Origin of the sequence: Asanoa iriomotensis (genome assembly GCF_016862515.1) — a bacterium.
Classification (GTDB): Bacteria; Actinomycetota; Actinomycetes; order Mycobacteriales; family Micromonosporaceae; genus Asanoa; species Asanoa iriomotensis.
The window spans coordinates 111135-127989 of sequence record NZ_BONC01000018.1 but is presented as its reverse complement, the minus strand read 5'-3'; the positions used below and the strand labels follow the sequence as shown (position 1 = coordinate 127989).

Below are 16855 nucleotides of genomic sequence, written 5' to 3'. Positions count from 1 at the left end.
ACGTCAACGGTGGCGGGCTCGGGCAGATCATCGCCGAGGGTTTCGGCCTCGGCACAGCGGTTGCGGGTGGCCAGATCCTGGCCGGCGGCGTGCTGGTCGCCCTGCTCGCCCTGCTGGTGGAAGGCATCCTGGCGCTGCTCGAGCGGCTGGTGACGCCGGCACCGCTGCGGCCGGCGCGGCGGCGGGCGGACCGCGAGGCCGTCGCGACCGGCGCCGCCTGACCCATTTACCCGAAGCATCCGGTTGCACGGTCAGATACGTAACGGGCATCACTACGCGACAGTGACAATCCGATGACAACATCCTCGGTTTCTTGTCGGTCCCCCTTGGCAACATGTTGGCTGAGAAATCGCGGACGGGAAGCTTTGTCCCTCCGTCCGTCGGACACGCGGCCGGCCCACACGGGTCGCGCCGGGACACGGAAGGCGGGCATTTTCATGCGCGCAGTTTCACGGCTCGCGACGGGGGCGGCAGGCGTCCTCTTCGTGGCTGGACTCCTCGCGGGTTGCGGTGAGGCCGGTTCCTCCGGCACACAGGCGCCCGCTACCGCAGCCGCGGGTGCCGGTTGTGCACCCGTGGCGGGCGACCAGTTGGTCGTCCTGCAAGACGACAAGAAGCTGCAGAACAGCGACAACGTGGTCGCTGCCATCAACACCAAGGCGGCCAGCCCGCAGGCGGTCGCGGCGACCGACAAGGTCGCCCAGGCGCTCGACACCCCCAAGCTCATCGCCCTCAACCGGGCGGTCGACGTCGAACGCAAGACGTCGGCGGTGGCGGCGCAGGAGTTCGCGGCCGCCAACAACCTCACCGCGGGCATCGAGCGCGGTCCGGGCGGCGACATCATCGTCGGTGCCGCCAACTTCAGCGAGAACGCGACGCTCGGCGAGCTCTACAAGATCGTGCTGACCGCGGCCGGCTACAACGTCACGGTCCAGACGATCGGCAACCGGGAGCTCTACGAGCCGGCGCTGGAGAAGGGCGATGTCCAGGTCGTGCCGGAATATGCGGCCTCGGCGCTCGACTTCCTCAACGGCAAGGCCAACGGCGCCAACGCGCAGCCGCTGTCCTCGCCCGACATCAACGAGACCATGGGCAAGCTGCGTCCGCTCGGCGAGAAGGTCGGCATCACCTTCGGCGAGCCGTCGGCCGCGCAGGACCAGAACGCCTTCGCTGTCACGAAGGGGTTCTCCGACAAGTACGGCGTGACCACGCTGTCACAGCTCGCTGAGAAGTGCTCGGGCTCGGCCACCGTCCTCGGTGGTCCGCCGGAGTGCCCGCAGCGGCCCAAGTGCCAGCAGGGCCTCGTCGAGACCTACACCTTCAACGCCGGCAAGTTCAGCTCGCTCGACGCGGGTGGTCCGCAGACCAAGAACGCGCTGCGCACCGGCGCGATCAGCGTCGGCCTGGTGCTGTCCTCCGACGGCGACCTGGCGACAACCTGAGGTTGATCGGCGCGTGGCCGGCACACCGTCAGTAGTGTGCCGGCCACGCGACCGACTGACTCGTGGTGATTCGGCGGGGTTTGGCCGCCTCACTGGCCGTGACGGGGCGATAGCAGCCGCCGGCGGCGCCCGGCATCGGGCGGCCGGGTCGCGGGTCCAGCCATTTCGCTGATCCGCATGTCTCGGTAGGCTCACGACCCATGCCGACGCGTGACGACGACGAGGAGCCCCGGGGCCGCCCGCTGCTCAAGTTGTTGTTCTGGGCCGGCATCGGGCTCGCCCCGATCGCGATGCTGTTGCTGCTGCTCGCGGACGGCAACGGCCCGATGCGGATCGCCGCCGTCCTCGCGGTCCTGGCGGTCGTCCTCATCGGACTGTCGATCGGGCTGCGCGGCGACGCCGAGGCCATCCGCGGCGACCTGGAGGACATGGTCGCCGACGAGGTCGACGGGCTCCAGAACGACGTGCGCCGCGACATCGACACCGCCGCGCGGGCCGTGCACCGGCAGATCGGCGAGAAAATTCAGACTCTGCAACAGACCGTCGATGCGCTGCGGGCACAGCTCGACGCACAGCGTGCCGGGCCGCGGCCGCCCAGTGTCGGCGTGCCGGCGCAGGCGCGCGACTCCGGCGCTGCGGCCGGCTACGGGACAGCGCGCGAAGGCGGCACCTACGGGCGCGCCGCGGAGGGCGCGACCTACGGCGCCGGTCGCGGCGGTGTCACCTACGGCGCCGACAACGGATCGGCCCGGGAGCCCGAGGACGACCGGGCGGCCAACCCGCAGCTGGCGATGGCGCAGGTGGGCCGCACCTACGGTGCGCCTGCCGACGGATCCGCGGCCGGCACGGCCCGCCCGCCGCGGGCGCGGATGCCCGGCGGGGTGGTCCGGCACACCGAAACCGTCCAGGTGACCACCAGGCACACGGTGGTCGACGGCGGCAACGGCTACGGCGAGGGCAAGCGCTACCGGGACGACGACCGTTACCGCGGCGAGGACGAACGCCGCCAGGACGAGCGCCGCCAGGACGACCGTCGCCAGGATGAAGGACGCTACCGGGACGACGACCGGTACAGCGAGGACGAGCGCTACGACGGCTACCGCGCCAGCGACTGGGGCGACGGCGCCAACAGCGGCGGCGGCACCTACGGCGGTCGGCGCCGGCAGGACGACGGCGGCGACTACGAGGGCCGCGCAGACGCCTACGGTGGGCGCCGTTCGCGGGCCGCCGAGGACGACCGGTCCTGGAACGCGGACTCCGGCGACGACGAGGAGTCCTTCACCGACCGCCGGCTGCGTGAGCTGCGCGGCGACCGGCCCGCCATCGAGCGCGGCGACGACCCCGCCTACGACCAGCACTGGTCCTCGGCCCGGGCCGGCGACCGCTGGGCCGCCGTCCGCTCCGACGACCGGGGCCGGGAGCTGCGGATGGGCGAGCGGCGGGCGAGCGTCCGGTCCGACGACACCGGCACCGAGTACCGCGTCGAGGACCGCTGGGCCGCGGTGCGCCGCGAGGACGACCGGGAGGCCGGCGCGGCCGAGTGGTACGCCGACGCCTGGTCCGGCAGCCAGTCCCGCTCCGGCAGCACGTACGGCAGCGGCGGCTCCACCTACGGCGCGAGCCGTGGCAACGACGACGACGAATGGAACGGCGGCCGCGCCCTGCCCTCGGCCGAACGCGACCGGGAGAACTCCTGGGGCCGCGAGAGCCGCGACAGCCGCGGCGGCTACGACGACGGTGGCGGCGACGCCCGCTGGCGCTGACGCGCCCTACTTGTCGATGTCGCCGACCACGAAGAACATCGAGCCCAGGATCGCGATCAGGTCGGGCACCAGGCAGCCCGGCAGCAGCGTGGTCAGCGCCTGCACGTTGGCGTAGGACGCGGTCCGCAGCTTCATCCGCCACGGCGTCTTCTCGCCGCGCGACACCAGGTAGTAGCCGTTGATGCCGAGCGGGTTCTCGGTCCAGGCGTAGGTGTGCCCCTCCGGTGCCTTGACCACCTTGGGCAGCCGCACGTTGACGGGGCCGGTCAGCCGGTCGACCCGGTCCAGGCACTCCTGCGCGAGGTCCAGCGACGCGTACACCTGGTCGAGCAGCACCTCGAAGCGCGAGTGGCAGTCGCCGGCCGTTTTGGTCACGACGGGCACCGACAGCTCGCCGTAGGCGAGGTAGGGGTCGTCGCGGCGCAGGTCGAAGTCGAGCCCGGAGGCGCGGGCCACGGGACCCGAGGCGCCGAACGCCGCCGCCTGCTCCGCGGTCAGCACGCCGACGCCGACCGTACGCGCAAGGAAGATCTCGTTGCGTCTGATCAGGTTGTCGAGGTCGGGCAGGCGGCGCCGGACCTCGCCGATCGCCTCGCGGGCCCGCCGGGTCCAGCCGGCCGGCACCTCTTCCTTGAGGCCGCCGACCCGGTTGAACATGTAGTGCATCCGGCCGCCGGAGACCTCCTCCATCACCGTCTGCAGGGTCTCGCGCTCACGGAACGCGTAGAAGACGGGCGTGATCGCGCCGATCTCCAGCGGGTAGGAGCCCAGGAACATCAGGTGGTTGAGCACCCGGTTGAGCTCGGCCAGCGCCATCCGCAACCACACCGCGCGTTCGGGCACCTCGATGCCCATCAGCCGCTCGACCGCGAGCGCCACGCCGAGCTCGTTGGCGAACGCCGACAGCCAGTCGTGCCGGTTGGCCAGCACGATGATCTGCCGGTAGTCGCGGACCTCGAAGAGCTTCTCCGCACCCCGGTGCATGTAGCCGACGATCGGCTCGCAGGAGACCACCCGCTCGCCGTCGAGCACCAGCCGCAGCCGGAGAACGCCGTGCGTGGACGGGTGCTGCGGACCGATGTTGAGCACCATGTCGGCGGTGTCGAGCCCGGCACCGGTGCCGACGGTCACCTCACGGAGATCGGCTGAGATGCCTGGTCGTATCGACGACATACTCGCCATCCTCCCACGTCCAGTTGTCGATCCCCACCGGCTGGAAGAGCCACCAGTGATCGCCCAGGCCGCCGGGCGCCATCAGCTCCGCCGCGGCCGAAGCCGCCGCCAGCGCCCGCACGTAACCGGCGGGATCGGAACCCGCCAGGCTGATCGGTGGTCGCCCGCCGTCGGCGCCGAGCGCGCGCAGGGCCTGCCGCTGGGTCATCAGCTGGTACGCGCGCCCGGCCACCGCCGACCCGGCCAGCGCGACGGCGTCGACGGCCACGTGCGCGGTCACGTCCCGGGTCCCGTCCGGCACCGGCGGCACCTGCCGCCCGGCCCGATATCCGGTGAGCGTGCCACCGAGCGGACGCTCACCGAGCAGGTGCCCGTAGTCGACCGCGACCGCCAGCCCGCGCTCGATCGCGCCGACCGCCCCGGCCCAGGCCTCGTCCCGCGCGCGCCCGACCTCGGCGCGCGGCGCCGCCGGCCACCAGCGCGCCAGCCAGGCCGCGTCGGCGGGCTCGACCGGGTCGCCGGGCCGTTCCGCACCGGTGGCCGGGTCGACCTCGACGTAACGGTCGCCCTCGACCACGTCGAGCGGCACGTTGTCGAGCCACTCGGTGGCGATCAAGAGCCCGGTGATCTCCGATGGCGGCGCGGCACGCCAGTCGATCCCGGCATCGAGGAAGGACGGCCGGGGGGCCAGCTCGACGGCGACCGGGTGCAGCCGGTCGCGCAGGCTGGCCGGCGCGGCGGCCAGCACGCCGGTGAGCAGCTCACCGCGCCCGGCTCCGACATCGACGAAGTCCAGCCGCGCGGGTCGGCCGAGCACCTCGTCGACCCGGTCCAGCAGCCGCAGCACGGCCGTGGCCAGCACCGGCGAGGCGTTAGCGCTGGTGCGGAAGTGACCAGCGGGCCCGGCACCGGACACGAAGAACCCGTGCGGACCGTAGAGGGCGCGCGCCATCGCCGCGGACCAGCGCATCAAAGCAGCCTAGAGGGTGGCTAAACCTGCCCGTGAAAGTCTTCACAAGTGCTGTGTCCGGTCTTTACCGGATCGCATACTTGATGTTGACCGGTACCTAACCCACGAGGACTGGATCAACACATGAGCCCACTCACGGTCGGCATCATCGGCCCCGGTCGGGTAGGTGCCGTGCTCGGCGCCGCCCTCCGCGCGGCCGGGCACGACGTGGTCGCCGCCTCCGCCGGCTCCTCCGGCGCCAAGGGCCGGCTCGCCCGCCTTCTCCCCGGCGTCGCCGTCCTGCCCAGCACGCAGGTCGCGCACGCCGCGACCGACCTGCTGGTCGTCGCCGTACCCGATGATGATCTCGCCGGTGTGGTCGGTGACCTGGCCGACCGTGGCGCGCTGGGCCCGGGCCAGGTCGTCCTGCACACCTCGGGCGCGCACGGGCTCGCGGTGCTCGCCCCCGCCGCGATCGCCGGCGCCCGGCCGCTCGCCCTGCACCCCGCGATGACCTTCACCGGCTCGGCCGCCGACCTCGACCGGCTGCCCGGCATCTCCTATGGGATCACCGCGCCGGCCGACCTCAAGGCGTTCGCCGAGGACCTCGTGCACGACCTGGGCGGCAACCCCGAGTGGGTGGCCGAGCACGACCGCGCGCTCTACCACACGGCGCTCGCGCACGGCGCGAACCACCTGGTCACGCTCGTCAACGAGGCGATGGACCGGCTGCGCGACGCGGGTGTCGTCTACCCCGAGAAGGTGCTCGCCCCGCTGCTGCACGCCGCGCTCGACAACACGCTGCGGATGCGCGACGCGGCGTTGACCGGGCCGGTGGTCCGGGGCGACGCCGGCACGGTGGCCCGACACGTGGCCGCGCTCGAGACGACCGCGCCGGACTCCGTGCCCGCGTATGTGGCCCTGGCCCGGCGCACCGCGGACCGCGCCATCGCCGCCGGTCGCCTGCGCCCGCACGACGCCGAGGCGCTGCTCGACGTGCTCGCCAGCGACCGGCCCGAGCGCGTCGCATGAACCTCGTCGAGGGCCGGGATGAGTTGGCGGCCGCCCGCGCCGCGCTGCCCGGCCGGGTCGCGGTCGTCATGACCATGGGCGCCCTGCACGCCGGGCACGAGGCACTGCTGCGCGCCGCGCGGGCCGACGCCGACTCGGTGGTCGCGACGATCTTCGTGAACCCGCTCCAGTTCGGGCCCAACGAGGACTTCGACCGCTATCCCCGCACCATGGACGCCGACCTGGAGATGTGCCGCCGCACCGGTGTCGACCTGGTCTTCGCGCCCGGCCGCGACGAGGTCTACCCGGGCGGCGAGCCGCAGGTGCGGGTCAACCCGGGTCCGCTCGGCGAGTTGCTCGAGGGCGCCAGCCGGCCCGGCTTCTTCCACGGCGTGCTGACCGTGGTGCTCAAGCTGTTCAACCTGGTGCGGCCGGACCTCGCGTTCTTCGGCGAAAAGGACTACCAGCAGCTCACGCTGATCCGCCGGATGGTGCTCGACGTCAACCTGCCGATCGAGGTGCGCGGCGTGCCGACCGTGCGCGAGGCGGACGGCCTGGCGCTGTCCAGCCGCAACCGCTACCTGACCGAGTCGGAGCGGGTCGCGGCGCTGCGGCTCTCGGGCGCGTTGCGGGCGGGTGCGGCCGCCGCCGGGCGCGGCGCGGACGCCGACGGCGCGCTGGCCGCGGCACATCAGATCTTCGCCGACGGTACGACCGACGTGCTTCTCGACTACCTCGTGCTGCTCGGCACCGACCTCGGCCCGCCACCGGGCCATGGACCAGCGCGGATGCTGGTCGCGGCCCGGGTCGGCGGCACCCGCCTCATCGACAACGCGCCGATCGATCTAGGCTGATCAATAACCCGGGGTGACCGGGCGGTTGCGCTCCGCCGTGTCGATGTGCTCCGCTTAGGACTGCACAGGCCGTGGAAACGCAACGCTCAGGGTCCCGGGGAGGACGCGATGCGTCGATGGACGGCAGCGGTCGTGGTGTTGGTGCTGGCGACCGCCGCGTGCGGCACCGACGGCGGCGGGGAGGGCGGGGGTCCCGTCGCGGCGCCGCAGGTGACGGCCACACCTTCGCCGCCGCGCTGCCACGCTGCGCCCGCCGCGCGCACCGCTGACAAGCTCGACGGCACCGTCGACTGTGCCGCGCCGCACCAGGCGGAGACCATCCACAGCGGAGAGTTCAGCGACGCCGCGGTCGTGCCCGCGAACCTCGCGCCGGCCTTCGGCGACTGCGACAAGCAGGCGTCGACCGCACTCGGTGCCGACTGGCGGGAGGCCCGGCTGCGGCTCGACCTCGTGGTGCCCACCGCGGCGGCCTGGACGGGCGGCCAGCGCTGGTACCGCTGCGACCTCGTCGAGCTGACCGGCGTCGGCCCGGACGGCACGGTCGCGGAGCGCTCCGGCAGCCTGGCCGGCGCGCTCGAGGCACCCGACGCGCCGCTGCGCCTGCGCTGCGCTCTGGTCAAACTGGACAAACGACAGAACGTGGCGACCGTCGCCGACAGCGCCTGCGACGTCAAGCACGAGGGCGAGTTCGCCGGCGTGTGGACCGCACCCGCCAAGGTCACGCACCCGGTCAAGGACCGCGACTACGTGCCGTTCTACGAGGGCTGCCTCAAGACGATCGCGGCGTACGTGGACGTGCCCTACCAGCCCGGGTTCAACGCCCGCACCGGCTACGTCCCGGTGCTGGCCGACAAGGCCACCTGGACCCTCGGCGACCGCGGTGTGCGCTGTTTCCTCTGGGTGCGGTTCCGGCCCCTGACCGCGTCCGCGAAGGGCGTCGGGGAGCAGGGCTTCCCGCCCAATATCGGGCAGTCGAGTTAGCCTGCGCACGTTTCGGCCCTCCGGGCGGACACCTGAAGATCTGACAGGGTTCACTGAACGGATGGACCCCCGTGTCGCGGAGTTGCCAGAGCTGCCCCGGCGCCTCGCCGGCCCGGAGCCGGGCTGGGCCGAGTCCACCGACGTGGTCGTGGTCGGCTCAGGGATCGCCGGGCTGACCGCCGCGCTGCGGCTGCGCGCGGCCGGCCGGCACGTCACTGTGGTGACCAAGGAGAACATCGACGACGGTTCGACCCGCTGGGCACAGGGCGGCATCGCCGCGGTGCTCGACCCGTTCGACACGCCGGAGGCGCACGCCGCCGACACCGAGACCGCCGGGGTCGGGCTCTGCGACCCCGAGGCCGTGCGGGTGCTGGTCGAGGAGGGTCCCGCACGGGTACGCGAGCTGATGCGCCTGGGCGCGGAGTTCGACCGCAACCCCGACGGCTCGCTGATGCTCACCCGCGAGGGCGGCCACCACGCCAACCGGATCGTGCACGCGGGCGGCGACGCCACCGGCGCCGAGGTGCAGCGCGCGCTGCACGCGGCGGTCCGGCGCGACCCGTGGATCCGCGTCGTCGACCACGCGCTCGTGCTCGACCTGCTCACCGACGCCACCGGCCGGGCCTGCGGGATCACCCTGCACGTGCTGGGCGAGGGCACCGAGGACGGGGTCGGTTCGATCCTGGCCCGGGCGGTCGTGCTGGCCACCGGCGGCATGGGCCAGGTGTTCGCCTCGACCACCAACCCGGTGGTGTCGACCGGCGACGGGGTCGCCCTCGCGATCCGAGCCGGCGCGGCGGTCACCGACATCGAGTTCGTCCAGTTCCACCCGACCGCCCTCTTCCTGGGCGAGGCGGCGCGGGGGCAGCAGCCCCTGGTCAGCGAGGCCCTCCGGGGCGAGGGCGCTCACCTGGTCGACGCCGACGGCAAGCGGTTCATGGTGGGCCAGCACGAGCTGGCCGAGCTGGCACCGCGCGACGTGGTCGCCAAGGGCATCCACCGGGTGATGCTGGCCAACGGCACCGACCACGTCTATCTCGACGCCCGTCATCTCGGGCGCGACTACCTGGAGCGGCGGTTCCCCACGATCGTGGCGTCGTGCCGGGCCGCGGGCGTCGATCCGGCCACCGAGCCGATCCCGGTCGCGCCGGCGGCCCACTACGCCAGCGGGGGAGTCCGCACCGACCTGCACGGGCGCACCTCGATCCCCGGGCTCTACGCCTGCGGTGAGGTCGCCTGCACCGGCGTACACGGCGCCAACCGGCTGGCCAGCAACTCGCTGCTGGAGGGCCTGGTGTTCGCCCGGCGGATCGCCGACCACATCGCCGAGGAGCTGCCGGAGCAGTCGCAGCCGGCGCCGGTCATGGCCGACGCGTGGGTGCTCGACCCGGGCGCCCGGCCGGCGCTCCAGCGCGCGATGACCCGCGGCGCGGGGGTGCTCCGGTCGGCCGGCTCGCTGGCCGCGACCGCCGGCACGATCGTCGGGCTCGGCGCGACCCGCGGGCTGCCGTCGACCGCGAGCTGGGAGGCGACCAACCTGGTGACCGTCGCGGCCGCCCTGGTCGCGGCCGCCGCCGCGCGGGAGGAGACCCGCGGCTGTCACTGGCGCGAGGACTACCCCGCGGCCCGTGCCGAGTGGCTCGGGCACCTCTTTCCGGCCCTCGACGACACCGGGACACCGACGCTCACCTGGGAGGCGTGATGCTGCCGCAGTGGATCTCCGACGACCTGCGCGGGAAGGGGCTCGACCCCGCCGAGGTCGAGCGCGTGGTGCGTGGTGCCCTCGACGAAGACCTGGGCGCGGCGCACCAGGACGTGACCAGCGAGGCGACGATTCCGGCCGAGCAGGTGGACACCGCCGACGTGGTGGCCCGGGCCAACGGCGTCGTGGCCGGGCTGCCGGTGGCGGCGGCCGTGTTCGCGCTCGCGGGTGCCAGCACACCCGAGATCGTCCTGAAGGCCCGCGACGGCGACCAGGTGTCCGCCGGCGACCAGTTGGCCACCGTGACCGGACCCACCCGCACCCTGCTCACCGCGGAGCGCACCGCCCTCAACCTGCTCTGCCGCCTCTCCGGCGTGGCGACGCACACCCGGCGATGGGCGGACGCCCTCGCCGGGACCAAGGCGATGGTGCTCGACACCCGCAAGACCACACCGGGCCTACGGGCGTTGGAGAAGTACGCCGTCCGTGCCGGTGGCGGCACCAACAAGCGGATGGGCCTCTACGACGTCGCCATGATCAAGGACAACCACAAGCTGGCCGCGGGCAGCGTCGCCGAGGCGTACCGCCGGGTCCGGGAGGCGTTCCCCGAGGTGCTGGTCCAGGTGGAGGTCACCACCGTCGAGGAGGCGATCGAGGCCGTCGAGGTCGGCGCCTCGTTCCTCCTCTGCGACAACATGTCGCCGGCCGTGCTCCGGGAGGTGGTCGCCGCGGTGGGTGACCGCGCCGAGCTCGAGGCGACCGGCGGGCTCACTTTGGAGGTCGCGCCCGCGTACGCCGCCACCGGCGTCGACTACCTTTCCGTAGGGGCCTTGACGCATTCGTCACCTATCTTGGACATCGCACTCGATCTTCGCCCGCCGCACCTGAGTCGGAGCTGACCCCACATGCTGCTGTGCATCGACATCGGTAACACCAACACGGTGCTCGCCACGTTCGACGGCGACAAGTTGGTGCACAACTGGCGGATCAAGACCGACGCCCGGTCCACGGCCGACGAGCTCGGCCTGATGTTCCGGGGCCTGCTGGCCGGCGACGCCGTGGAGATCACCGGCGTGGCGGCCTGCTCGACCGTGCCGGCCGCGCTCCGCTCGCTGCGCACCATGCTCGCCCGCTACTACGGCGACCTCCCGAATGTGATCGTCGAGCCGGGTGTGAAGACCGGGGTCCAGCTCGCGATCGACAACCCCAAGGAGGTCGGCTCCGACCGGGTCGTCAACACCCTGGCGGCATACACCCTGTTCGGTGGTCCGTCGATCGTGGTCGACTTCGGCACGACCACCAACTTCGACGTGATCAGCGCGCGCGGCGAGTTCCTCGGTGGCGCGTTCGCGCCGGGCATCGAGATCTCGTTCGACGCGCTGGCCGCCCGGGCCGCGCAGCTCCGCAAGGTCGAGCCGGCCAAGCCCCGCTCGGTGATCGGCAAGAACACTGTCGAGTGCCTGCAGGCGGGTCTCTATTTCGGCTTCGCCGGCCAGGTCGACCACATCGTCGACCGGATGACCGAGGAGCTGGGCTCGGTGAAGGCCGTCATCGCGACCGGCGGGCTGGCCCCCGTGGTGCTGGGCGAATGCCGCACGATCACCCACCACGAGCCGATGATCACGCTGATCGGCCTGCGGATGGTCTACGAGCGCAACGTCGACGCCCGATAGACCAGCGTCCGGTACGGCAGCGGGAACGAGTCGCGGCCCGCGAGGTCCGGGTGCGTCCGGGCCAACTCGGCCAGGTCTGTCTCGAAGCGTTTCCGGGTGTCCGGGTCGGCCGTCACGTAATAGGACCGAGTCGTCATCATTTCCACCAGGTGGACACCCGTGATGGGCGTCTCGTGCGCGAATTCGCGGCGCTCCAGGGGCGCGAAGCGGGGGCCGAACGAAGCGGGCCGGTCGTGTTCGCGGTCACCCGCGCGAGCGGCGATCGCGTCGAGTGCGGCGACCCACGGTTCACGGCGGTCACGCAGGTTCCACACAGCGGCGAAATAGCCGCCGGGCCGCAGCACCCGTGCCGCCTGCGCGTGTGCCGCGTCCGCGTCGAACCAGTGGTACGCCTGGCCGGCGATGACCGCGTCGACGCTTCCGTCGGGCAATGGAATGTCTTCGGCGGTGCCGGCCAACGCGGTGTGCCCATCCGTGGCCGCCGCGAGTTGCGCGCGCATTTCCCGATCGGGCTCGACCGGGATCACCTCGTAGCCGGCGGCGATCAGGCCACGGGTCAGGATCCCGGTGCCGGCGCCGAGGTCGACCACCCGGCGCGGTGGCGGGCCTCCGACGGCCCATTCGAAGGCGGCCCGCGGATACGGGGGACGGAATCGGTCGTACCGTACCGCTACCGGACCGAACGACAGAGCGTTGCGCTTCTTGGCATCCATCGGGGTCGAGCGTACCGCCTCAATTCGTGACCGACGGCAATGTGACGGCCACCGATCCAAGCCGGGTCAATGCTTCGGTGCGATTCCGGTGTGCCGTTCCCGGGACCGGCGCACTCGCGCCGGCGATCACAGCGCGTGTCGGCGCGGTCCGATCCACGAGATTCTGATCAGAGTGACCTGCTTAACAGGAGACCGGCGCCGTGGTTCACCGTGACGCCGCGAATCCACCACGCTCTGTTGCGCAATCTCCGAATCGTGGCGCCCGCACCGGGCGGTGATTTAACGAAAGCGCAAGACTCGGCCTTGAATTTTGGCGTCCTATTGACCGATCGCGCGGCCAAGGAGCTATTGTGCTCTTGTTTGTGGGAGGGACCACGCGAAAGGACAGCGGCCCGTGGCCAAGCAGATCATTCACAAGTTGGTCGACGACATGGACGGCGGGGACGCCGACGAGACGGTGAAGTTCGCCCTCGACGGTGTTCAGTACGAGATCGACCTCTCGAAGAAGAACGCCGACAAATTGCGGAACGCATTCGCGCCATACCTGGCGGCCGGCTCGAAGGTCGGCCGCGGCGGGGTCGTGGTCGGCGGTCGTGCCGCTCGTGGCCGCGGTGGGGCTGCCGCCGACCGCGAGCAGAACAAGGCCATCCGTGCCTGGGCCAAGAAGGAAGGCAAGGACATCTCCGACCGGGGCCGGATCCCGCAGGAGATCGTCGACGAGTACCACGCGAAGGCCGGGCGGTAACCAGGCACGCTCCAGGCGCTGGGCGGGGACCCCTCCCTGTCGGCCGTGGTCCGGCCGGCCGTCCCCGCCCCGGCCTGGGCCTATCTGCTTTGTCCTAGTTTGTGACCTCGATGCCGGTCCCTTGTCGCGCCGTTCGCTCTTGATCTTCATGAATCGCGAACTCGCCGTGTTCGCTCTGCGCGTACACGTTCCCGCCCGGGAACACCCGATAAGCGTGCAGAGTTGGCAGATACGTCGCGGATGGGTTCACCTCCGGCGTGCACGGCCGTAGCTGACCGCGCCCGCGGCGATAGAGTGAGTGTGCGCAGGCGTCTTCCCCGGACGTCTGTGCATTGGTTCCGCCAAGTCGCTGGTCCGGCCAGACTCAGGCGCACGGCACGTGAGGAGCACGAGGGCATGTTCGAGCGGTTCACCGACCGAGCGCGACGGGTTGTCGTCCTGGCTCAAGAAGAAGCCCGGATGCTCAACCACAACTACATCGGCACTGAGCACATCCTGCTCGGCCTCATCCACGAGGGTGAGGGTGTCGCGGCGAAGGCGCTGGAGAGTCTCGGTATCTCCCTGGAAGGCGTCCGCCAGCAGGTCGAGGAGATCATCGGCCAGGGCCAGCAGGCGCCGAGCGGGCACATCCCGTTCACGCCGCGGGCCAAGAAGGTGCTCGAGCTATCGCTGCGCGAGGCGCTGCAGCTCGGCCACAACTACATCGGCACGGAGCACATCCTGCTCGGGCTGATCCGTGAGGGCGAGGGCGTTGCCGCCCAGGTGCTGGTCAAGCTCGGCGCCGACCTCAACCGGGTCCGCCAGCAGGTCATCCAGCTCCTCTCCGGCTACCAGGGCAAGGAGCCGGCGGCCGCCGGCGCCACCCCGGGCGAGGCCGCGCCGTCGACGAGCCTCGTGCTCGACCAGTTCGGCCGCAACCTCACCCAGGCCGCCCGCGAGGGCAAGCTCGACCCGGTCATCGGGCGCGAGAAGGAGATCGAGCGGGTGATGCAGGTGCTCTCCCGCCGCACCAAGAACAACCCGGTCCTGATCGGTGAGCCCGGCGTCGGCAAGACGGCGGTCGTCGAGGGCCTGTCCCAGCGGATCATCAAGGGCGAGGTGCCCGAGACGCTCAAGGACAAGCAGCTCTACACGCTCGACCTGGGCGCGCTGGTGGCCGGTTCCCGCTACCGCGGTGACTTCGAGGAGCGCCTCAAGAAGGTGCTCAAGGAGATCCGCACCCGCGGCGACATCATCCTGTTCATCGACGAGATCCACACCCTGGTGGGTGCGGGTGCCGCCGAGGGCGCGATCGACGCCGCCTCGATCCTGAAGCCCATGCTGGCGCGTGGCGAGCTGCAGACGATCGGCGCGACCACCCTCGACGAATACCGCAAGCACCTGGAGAAGGACGCCGCGCTCGAGCGCCGGTTCCAGCCGATCCAGGTGGGTGAGCCCTCGCTGGCGCACACCATCGAGATCCTCAAGGGCCTGCGCGACCGCTACGAGGCGCACCACCGCGTGTCGATCACCGACGCCGCGCTGGTCGCCGCGGCCACCCTGGCCGACCGCTACATCTCCGACCGCTTCCTACCCGACAAGGCGATCGACCTGATCGACGAGGCGGGCGCCCGGATGCGCATCCGCCGGATGACCGCGCCGCCGGACCTGCGTGACTTCGACGAGCGGATCGCCCAGGTCCGCCGCGACAAGGAGTCCGCGATCGACGCGCAGGACTTCGAGCGGGCCGCGCAGCTCCGCGACAAGGAGAAGCAGCTGCTCGGGCAGAAGGCCCAGCGGGAGAAGGAGTGGAAGGCCGGCGACCTCGACGTCGTCAGCGAGGTCGACGACGAGCAGATCGCCGAGGTCCTCGCCAACTGGACGGGCATCCCGGTCTACAAGCTGACCGAGGAGGAGACCTCCCGGCTGCTGCGCATGGAGGACGAGCTGCACAAGCGGGTCGTCGGCCAGGAAGACTCGGTCAAGGCCGTGTCCAAGGCCATCCGGCGCACGCGGGCGGGCCTCAAGGACCCGAAGCGCCCGTCGGGCTCGTTCATCTTCGCCGGTCCATCCGGCGTCGGTAAGACCGAGCTGTCCAAGGCGCTGGCCGAGTTCCTGTTCGGCAGCGAGGACGCGCTGATCCAGCTCGACATGTCGGAGTTCCACGACCGCTACACGGTCTCCCGCCTGGTCGGGGCGCCTCCCGGCTACGTGGGCTACGACGAGGGTGGCCAGCTCACCGAGAAGGTGCGCCGCCGGCCGTTCTCGGTGGTCCTCTTCGACGAGATCGAGAAGGCCCACCCCGACGTCTTCAACACGCTGCTCCAGATCTTGGAAGACGGTCGCCTGACCGACGGTCAGGGTCGCATCGTCGACTTCAAGAACACGGTGATCATCCTGACCACCAACCTGGGCACGCGGGACGTCGCCAAGGCGGTGTCGCTGGGCTTCCAGGCCTCGGAAGACTCCGACTCCAACTACGAGCGGATGAAGCAGAAGGTCAACGACGAGCTCAAGCAGCACTTCCGGCCCGAGTTCCTCAACCGGATCGACGACACGATCGTCTTCCACCAGCTGACCCCGACCGAGATCCTGTCGATCGTCGACATCATGATCCAGCGGATCGAGGCCCAGCTGCGCAACAAGGACATGGGGCTGGAGCTGACCGACAACGCGAAGAAGTACCTCGCGAACAAGGGCTTTGACCCGGTGCTGGGTGCCCGGCCGCTGCGCCGCACCATCCAGCGCGACATCGAGGACAACCTGTCCGAGCGGATCCTCTTCAACGAGCTGAAGCCCGGCCAGATCGTCGTCGTCGACTGCGAGGGCGACCCGCAGGACATCGAGAAGTCCAAGCTGGTGTTCCGCGGTGCGGAGAAGCCGGTCGAGGTGCCCGACGCGGTGCCGGCCGACCTCGGCGCGGCGGAAGCCACCGAGTAAGAACCACCGACGAAAGGGCCCGGCGATTGCCGGGCCCTTTCGCTATCTGCCGCTGGGCAGCGTGAACAGGTCGCCGGGGAGCGGGTCGACCAGGCCGTCGTCGATCAGCCCGCGCAGGGCGCGGTCGCGCTGGGTCGGCTCGGGCCAGACCACGTCCAGGCGGACCCGGGGCACGGGCTCGACCGCCTCGCGCAGCACGGCCAGCAGCAGGCCGCGGACCTGGCGGTCGGTTCCGGCGTACGTCTGTGGACGGCGGCTGGGCCCCTCGAGCGCCGGCCGGCCGGCGGCCCGCCAGGCGCAGCGGTCGACCACCGGGCAGATCGCGCAGCGCGGGGCCCGGGCCACGCAGACGACGGCGCCGAGCTCCATGAACGCCGCGCTGGCCTGGGCCGCGAGCTCCGGCTCGGCGGGCAGCAGGGCCGCGGTGGCGGTCAGGTCGGCGGGCTTGGTCGTGTGCCCCGCGTCGGCGAGACCGGTCGCCGCCCGGGCGACGAACCGCCGGACGTTGGTGTCGACCACCGGCTGTCGCTGGCGGTAGGCGAACGCGGCGACCGCGCGGGCGGTGTAGGCGCCGACCCCGGGCAGGGCCAGCAGGGCGTCCAGGTCGTCGGGGACCACGCCGGCGTGCCGCTCCGCGATCGCGGTCGCGCACTCGTGCAGGCGCAGCGCCCGGCGTGGGTAGCCCAGGCGGCCCCACATCCGGATCGCCTCGCCCGGCTCGTCGGCGGCCAGGGTCGCGGGGGTCGGCCAGCGGGCCAGCCAGGCCTCGTACGCGGGCAGCACCCGGGTGACCGGCGTCTGCTGGAGCATGACCTCGCTGACCAGGATCGCCCACGCGCCCGCGTCCGGGTGCCGCCAGGGCAGAACCCGGGCGTTGTCCCTGAACCAGCGGATCGCGGCTTCGGCGATGGTCTCGTCGGGCATGTCCCG

Annotated in this window: 14 protein-coding genes and 1 pseudogene; 11 read left to right on the top strand and 4 right to left on the bottom strand. The window is 71.7% G+C overall.

Going from position 1 to position 16855, the window contains the following annotated elements:
• The 3 genes and pseudogenes from Air01nite_RS15330 to Air01nite_RS15320 all read left to right on the top strand — a co-directional run.
• A pseudogene (locus Air01nite_RS15330) lies at positions 1 to 221 on the top strand (ABC transporter permease); the annotation flags it as partial.
• Between the two features lie 264 nt (positions 222 to 485).
• Positions 486 to 1442 (top strand): glycine betaine ABC transporter substrate-binding protein, encoded by a 957-nt coding sequence (locus Air01nite_RS15325; protein WP_373310416.1) that lies wholly within the window; start codon positions 486 to 488, stop codon positions 1440 to 1442.
• A gap of 200 nt (positions 1443 to 1642) precedes the next feature.
• Entirely contained in the window at positions 1643 to 3205 is a 1563-nt protein-coding gene (locus Air01nite_RS15320; RefSeq protein ID WP_203702975.1) for a hypothetical protein, read from the top strand.
• Between the two features lie 6 nt (positions 3206 to 3211).
• Here Air01nite_RS15320 and Air01nite_RS15315 read toward each other — a convergent pair whose 3' ends face one another.
• Both Air01nite_RS15315 and Air01nite_RS15310 read right to left on the bottom strand, forming a co-directional pair.
• On the bottom strand, positions 3212 to 4378 hold the full coding sequence (locus tag Air01nite_RS15315; protein ID WP_203702973.1) for an NADH-quinone oxidoreductase subunit D: 1167 nt from the start codon (positions 4376 to 4378) through the stop codon (positions 3212 to 3214).
• Positions 4338 to 5348: an SAM-dependent methyltransferase gene (locus Air01nite_RS15310; protein WP_203702971.1), complete on the bottom strand. Its 1011-nt coding sequence runs from the start codon at positions 5346 to 5348 to the stop codon at positions 4338 to 4340. The genes Air01nite_RS15315 and Air01nite_RS15310 overlap by 41 nt, the downstream gene beginning before the upstream one ends.
• Positions 5349 to 5471: 123 nt before the next feature.
• On the opposite strand from Air01nite_RS15310, the gene Air01nite_RS15305 reads away from it, so the two are divergent.
• The 6 genes from Air01nite_RS15305 to Air01nite_RS15280 all read left to right on the top strand — a co-directional run bounded on the left by Air01nite_RS15305 (position 5472) and on the right by Air01nite_RS15280 (position 11548).
• Positions 5472 to 6359, top strand: a complete 888-nt coding sequence (locus tag Air01nite_RS15305; RefSeq protein WP_203702969.1) for a Rossmann-like and DUF2520 domain-containing protein — start codon at positions 5472 to 5474, stop codon at positions 6357 to 6359.
• The gene (gene panC / locus Air01nite_RS15300; RefSeq protein ID WP_203702967.1) at positions 6356 to 7192 is read left to right on the top strand and encodes a pantoate--beta-alanine ligase; all 837 of its coding nucleotides are present in this window, start codon (positions 6356 to 6358) and stop codon (positions 7190 to 7192) included. The genes Air01nite_RS15305 and panC overlap by 4 nt, the downstream gene beginning before the upstream one ends.
• Before the next feature lie 108 nt (positions 7193 to 7300).
• Positions 7301 to 8173: a septum formation family protein gene (locus Air01nite_RS15295; protein WP_203702966.1), complete on the top strand. Its 873-nt coding sequence runs from the start codon at positions 7301 to 7303 to the stop codon at positions 8171 to 8173.
• 61 nt (positions 8174 to 8234) lie between these two features.
• The gene (locus Air01nite_RS15290; RefSeq protein ID WP_203702964.1) at positions 8235 to 9875 is read left to right on the top strand and encodes an L-aspartate oxidase; all 1641 of its coding nucleotides are present in this window, start codon (positions 8235 to 8237) and stop codon (positions 9873 to 9875) included.
• Positions 9875 to 10774 carry a carboxylating nicotinate-nucleotide diphosphorylase gene (gene nadC, locus Air01nite_RS15285; protein ID WP_203702962.1) on the top strand — a complete coding sequence of 300 codons (900 nt, stop codon included), beginning with the start codon at positions 9875 to 9877 and terminating at the stop codon, positions 10772 to 10774. Before Air01nite_RS15290 ends, nadC begins: the two co-directional genes overlap by 1 nt.
• Before the next feature lie 6 nt (positions 10775 to 10780).
• On the top strand, positions 10781 to 11548 hold the full coding sequence (locus Air01nite_RS15280) for a type III pantothenate kinase (RefSeq protein WP_089255807.1): 768 nt from the start codon (positions 10781 to 10783) through the stop codon (positions 11546 to 11548).
• Here Air01nite_RS15280 and Air01nite_RS15275 read toward each other — a convergent pair.
• On the bottom strand, positions 11521 to 12261 hold the full coding sequence (locus tag Air01nite_RS15275; RefSeq protein WP_203702961.1) for a class I SAM-dependent methyltransferase: 741 nt from the start codon (positions 12259 to 12261) through the stop codon (positions 11521 to 11523). The genes Air01nite_RS15280 and Air01nite_RS15275 overlap by 28 nt on opposite strands.
• A 394-nt stretch (positions 12262 to 12655) precedes the next feature.
• Here Air01nite_RS15275 and Air01nite_RS15270 point away from each other — a divergent pair, with 394 nt between their 5' ends.
• Both Air01nite_RS15270 and Air01nite_RS15265 read left to right on the top strand, forming a co-directional pair.
• Entirely contained in the window at positions 12656 to 13006 is a 351-nt protein-coding gene (locus tag Air01nite_RS15270; RefSeq protein ID WP_203702960.1) for a histone-like nucleoid-structuring protein Lsr2, read from the top strand.
• Between the two features lie 396 nt (positions 13007 to 13402).
• Positions 13403 to 15925 carry an ATP-dependent Clp protease ATP-binding subunit gene (locus Air01nite_RS15265; protein ID WP_203702959.1) on the top strand — a complete coding sequence of 841 codons (2523 nt, stop codon included), beginning with the start codon at positions 13403 to 13405 and terminating at the stop codon, positions 15923 to 15925.
• A gap of 42 nt (positions 15926 to 15967) precedes the next feature.
• Here Air01nite_RS15265 and Air01nite_RS15260 read toward each other — a convergent pair whose 3' ends face one another.
• Positions 15968 to 16849 (bottom strand): HhH-GPD family protein, encoded by an 882-nt coding sequence (locus Air01nite_RS15260; protein ID WP_203702958.1) that lies wholly within the window; start codon positions 16847 to 16849, stop codon positions 15968 to 15970.
• Positions 16850 to 16855: the final 6 nt, after the last annotated feature.

Coding starts and splice junctions, on each gene's coding strand:
- Air01nite_RS15265 (WP_203702959.1), top strand. CDS start 13,403: ATGTTCGAGCGGTTCACCGACCGAGCGCGACGGGTTGTCGTCCTGGCT.
- Air01nite_RS15290 (WP_203702964.1), top strand. CDS start 8,235: ATGGACCCCCGTGTCGCGGAGTTGCCAGAGCTGCCCCGGCGCCTCGCC.
- Air01nite_RS15280 (WP_089255807.1), top strand. CDS start 10,781: ATGCTGCTGTGCATCGACATCGGTAACACCAACACGGTGCTCGCCACG.
- Air01nite_RS15275 (WP_203702961.1), bottom strand. CDS start 12,261: ATGGATGCCAAGAAGCGCAACGCTCTGTCGTTCGGTCCGGTAGCGGTA.
- Air01nite_RS15320 (WP_203702975.1), top strand. CDS start 1,643: ATGCCGACGCGTGACGACGACGAGGAGCCCCGGGGCCGCCCGCTGCTC.
- Air01nite_RS15310 (WP_203702971.1), bottom strand. CDS start 5,348: ATGCGCTGGTCCGCGGCGATGGCGCGCGCCCTCTACGGTCCGCACGGG.
- panC (WP_203702967.1), top strand. CDS start 6,356: ATGAACCTCGTCGAGGGCCGGGATGAGTTGGCGGCCGCCCGCGCCGCG.
- Air01nite_RS15305 (WP_203702969.1), top strand. CDS start 5,472: ATGAGCCCACTCACGGTCGGCATCATCGGCCCCGGTCGGGTAGGTGCC.
- nadC (WP_203702962.1), top strand. CDS start 9,875: ATGCTGCCGCAGTGGATCTCCGACGACCTGCGCGGGAAGGGGCTCGAC.
- Air01nite_RS15260 (WP_203702958.1), bottom strand. CDS start 16,849: ATGCCCGACGAGACCATCGCCGAAGCCGCGATCCGCTGGTTCAGGGAC.
- Air01nite_RS15295 (WP_203702966.1), top strand. CDS start 7,301: ATGCGTCGATGGACGGCAGCGGTCGTGGTGTTGGTGCTGGCGACCGCC.
- Air01nite_RS15315 (WP_203702973.1), bottom strand. CDS start 4,378: ATGTCGTCGATACGACCAGGCATCTCAGCCGATCTCCGTGAGGTGACC.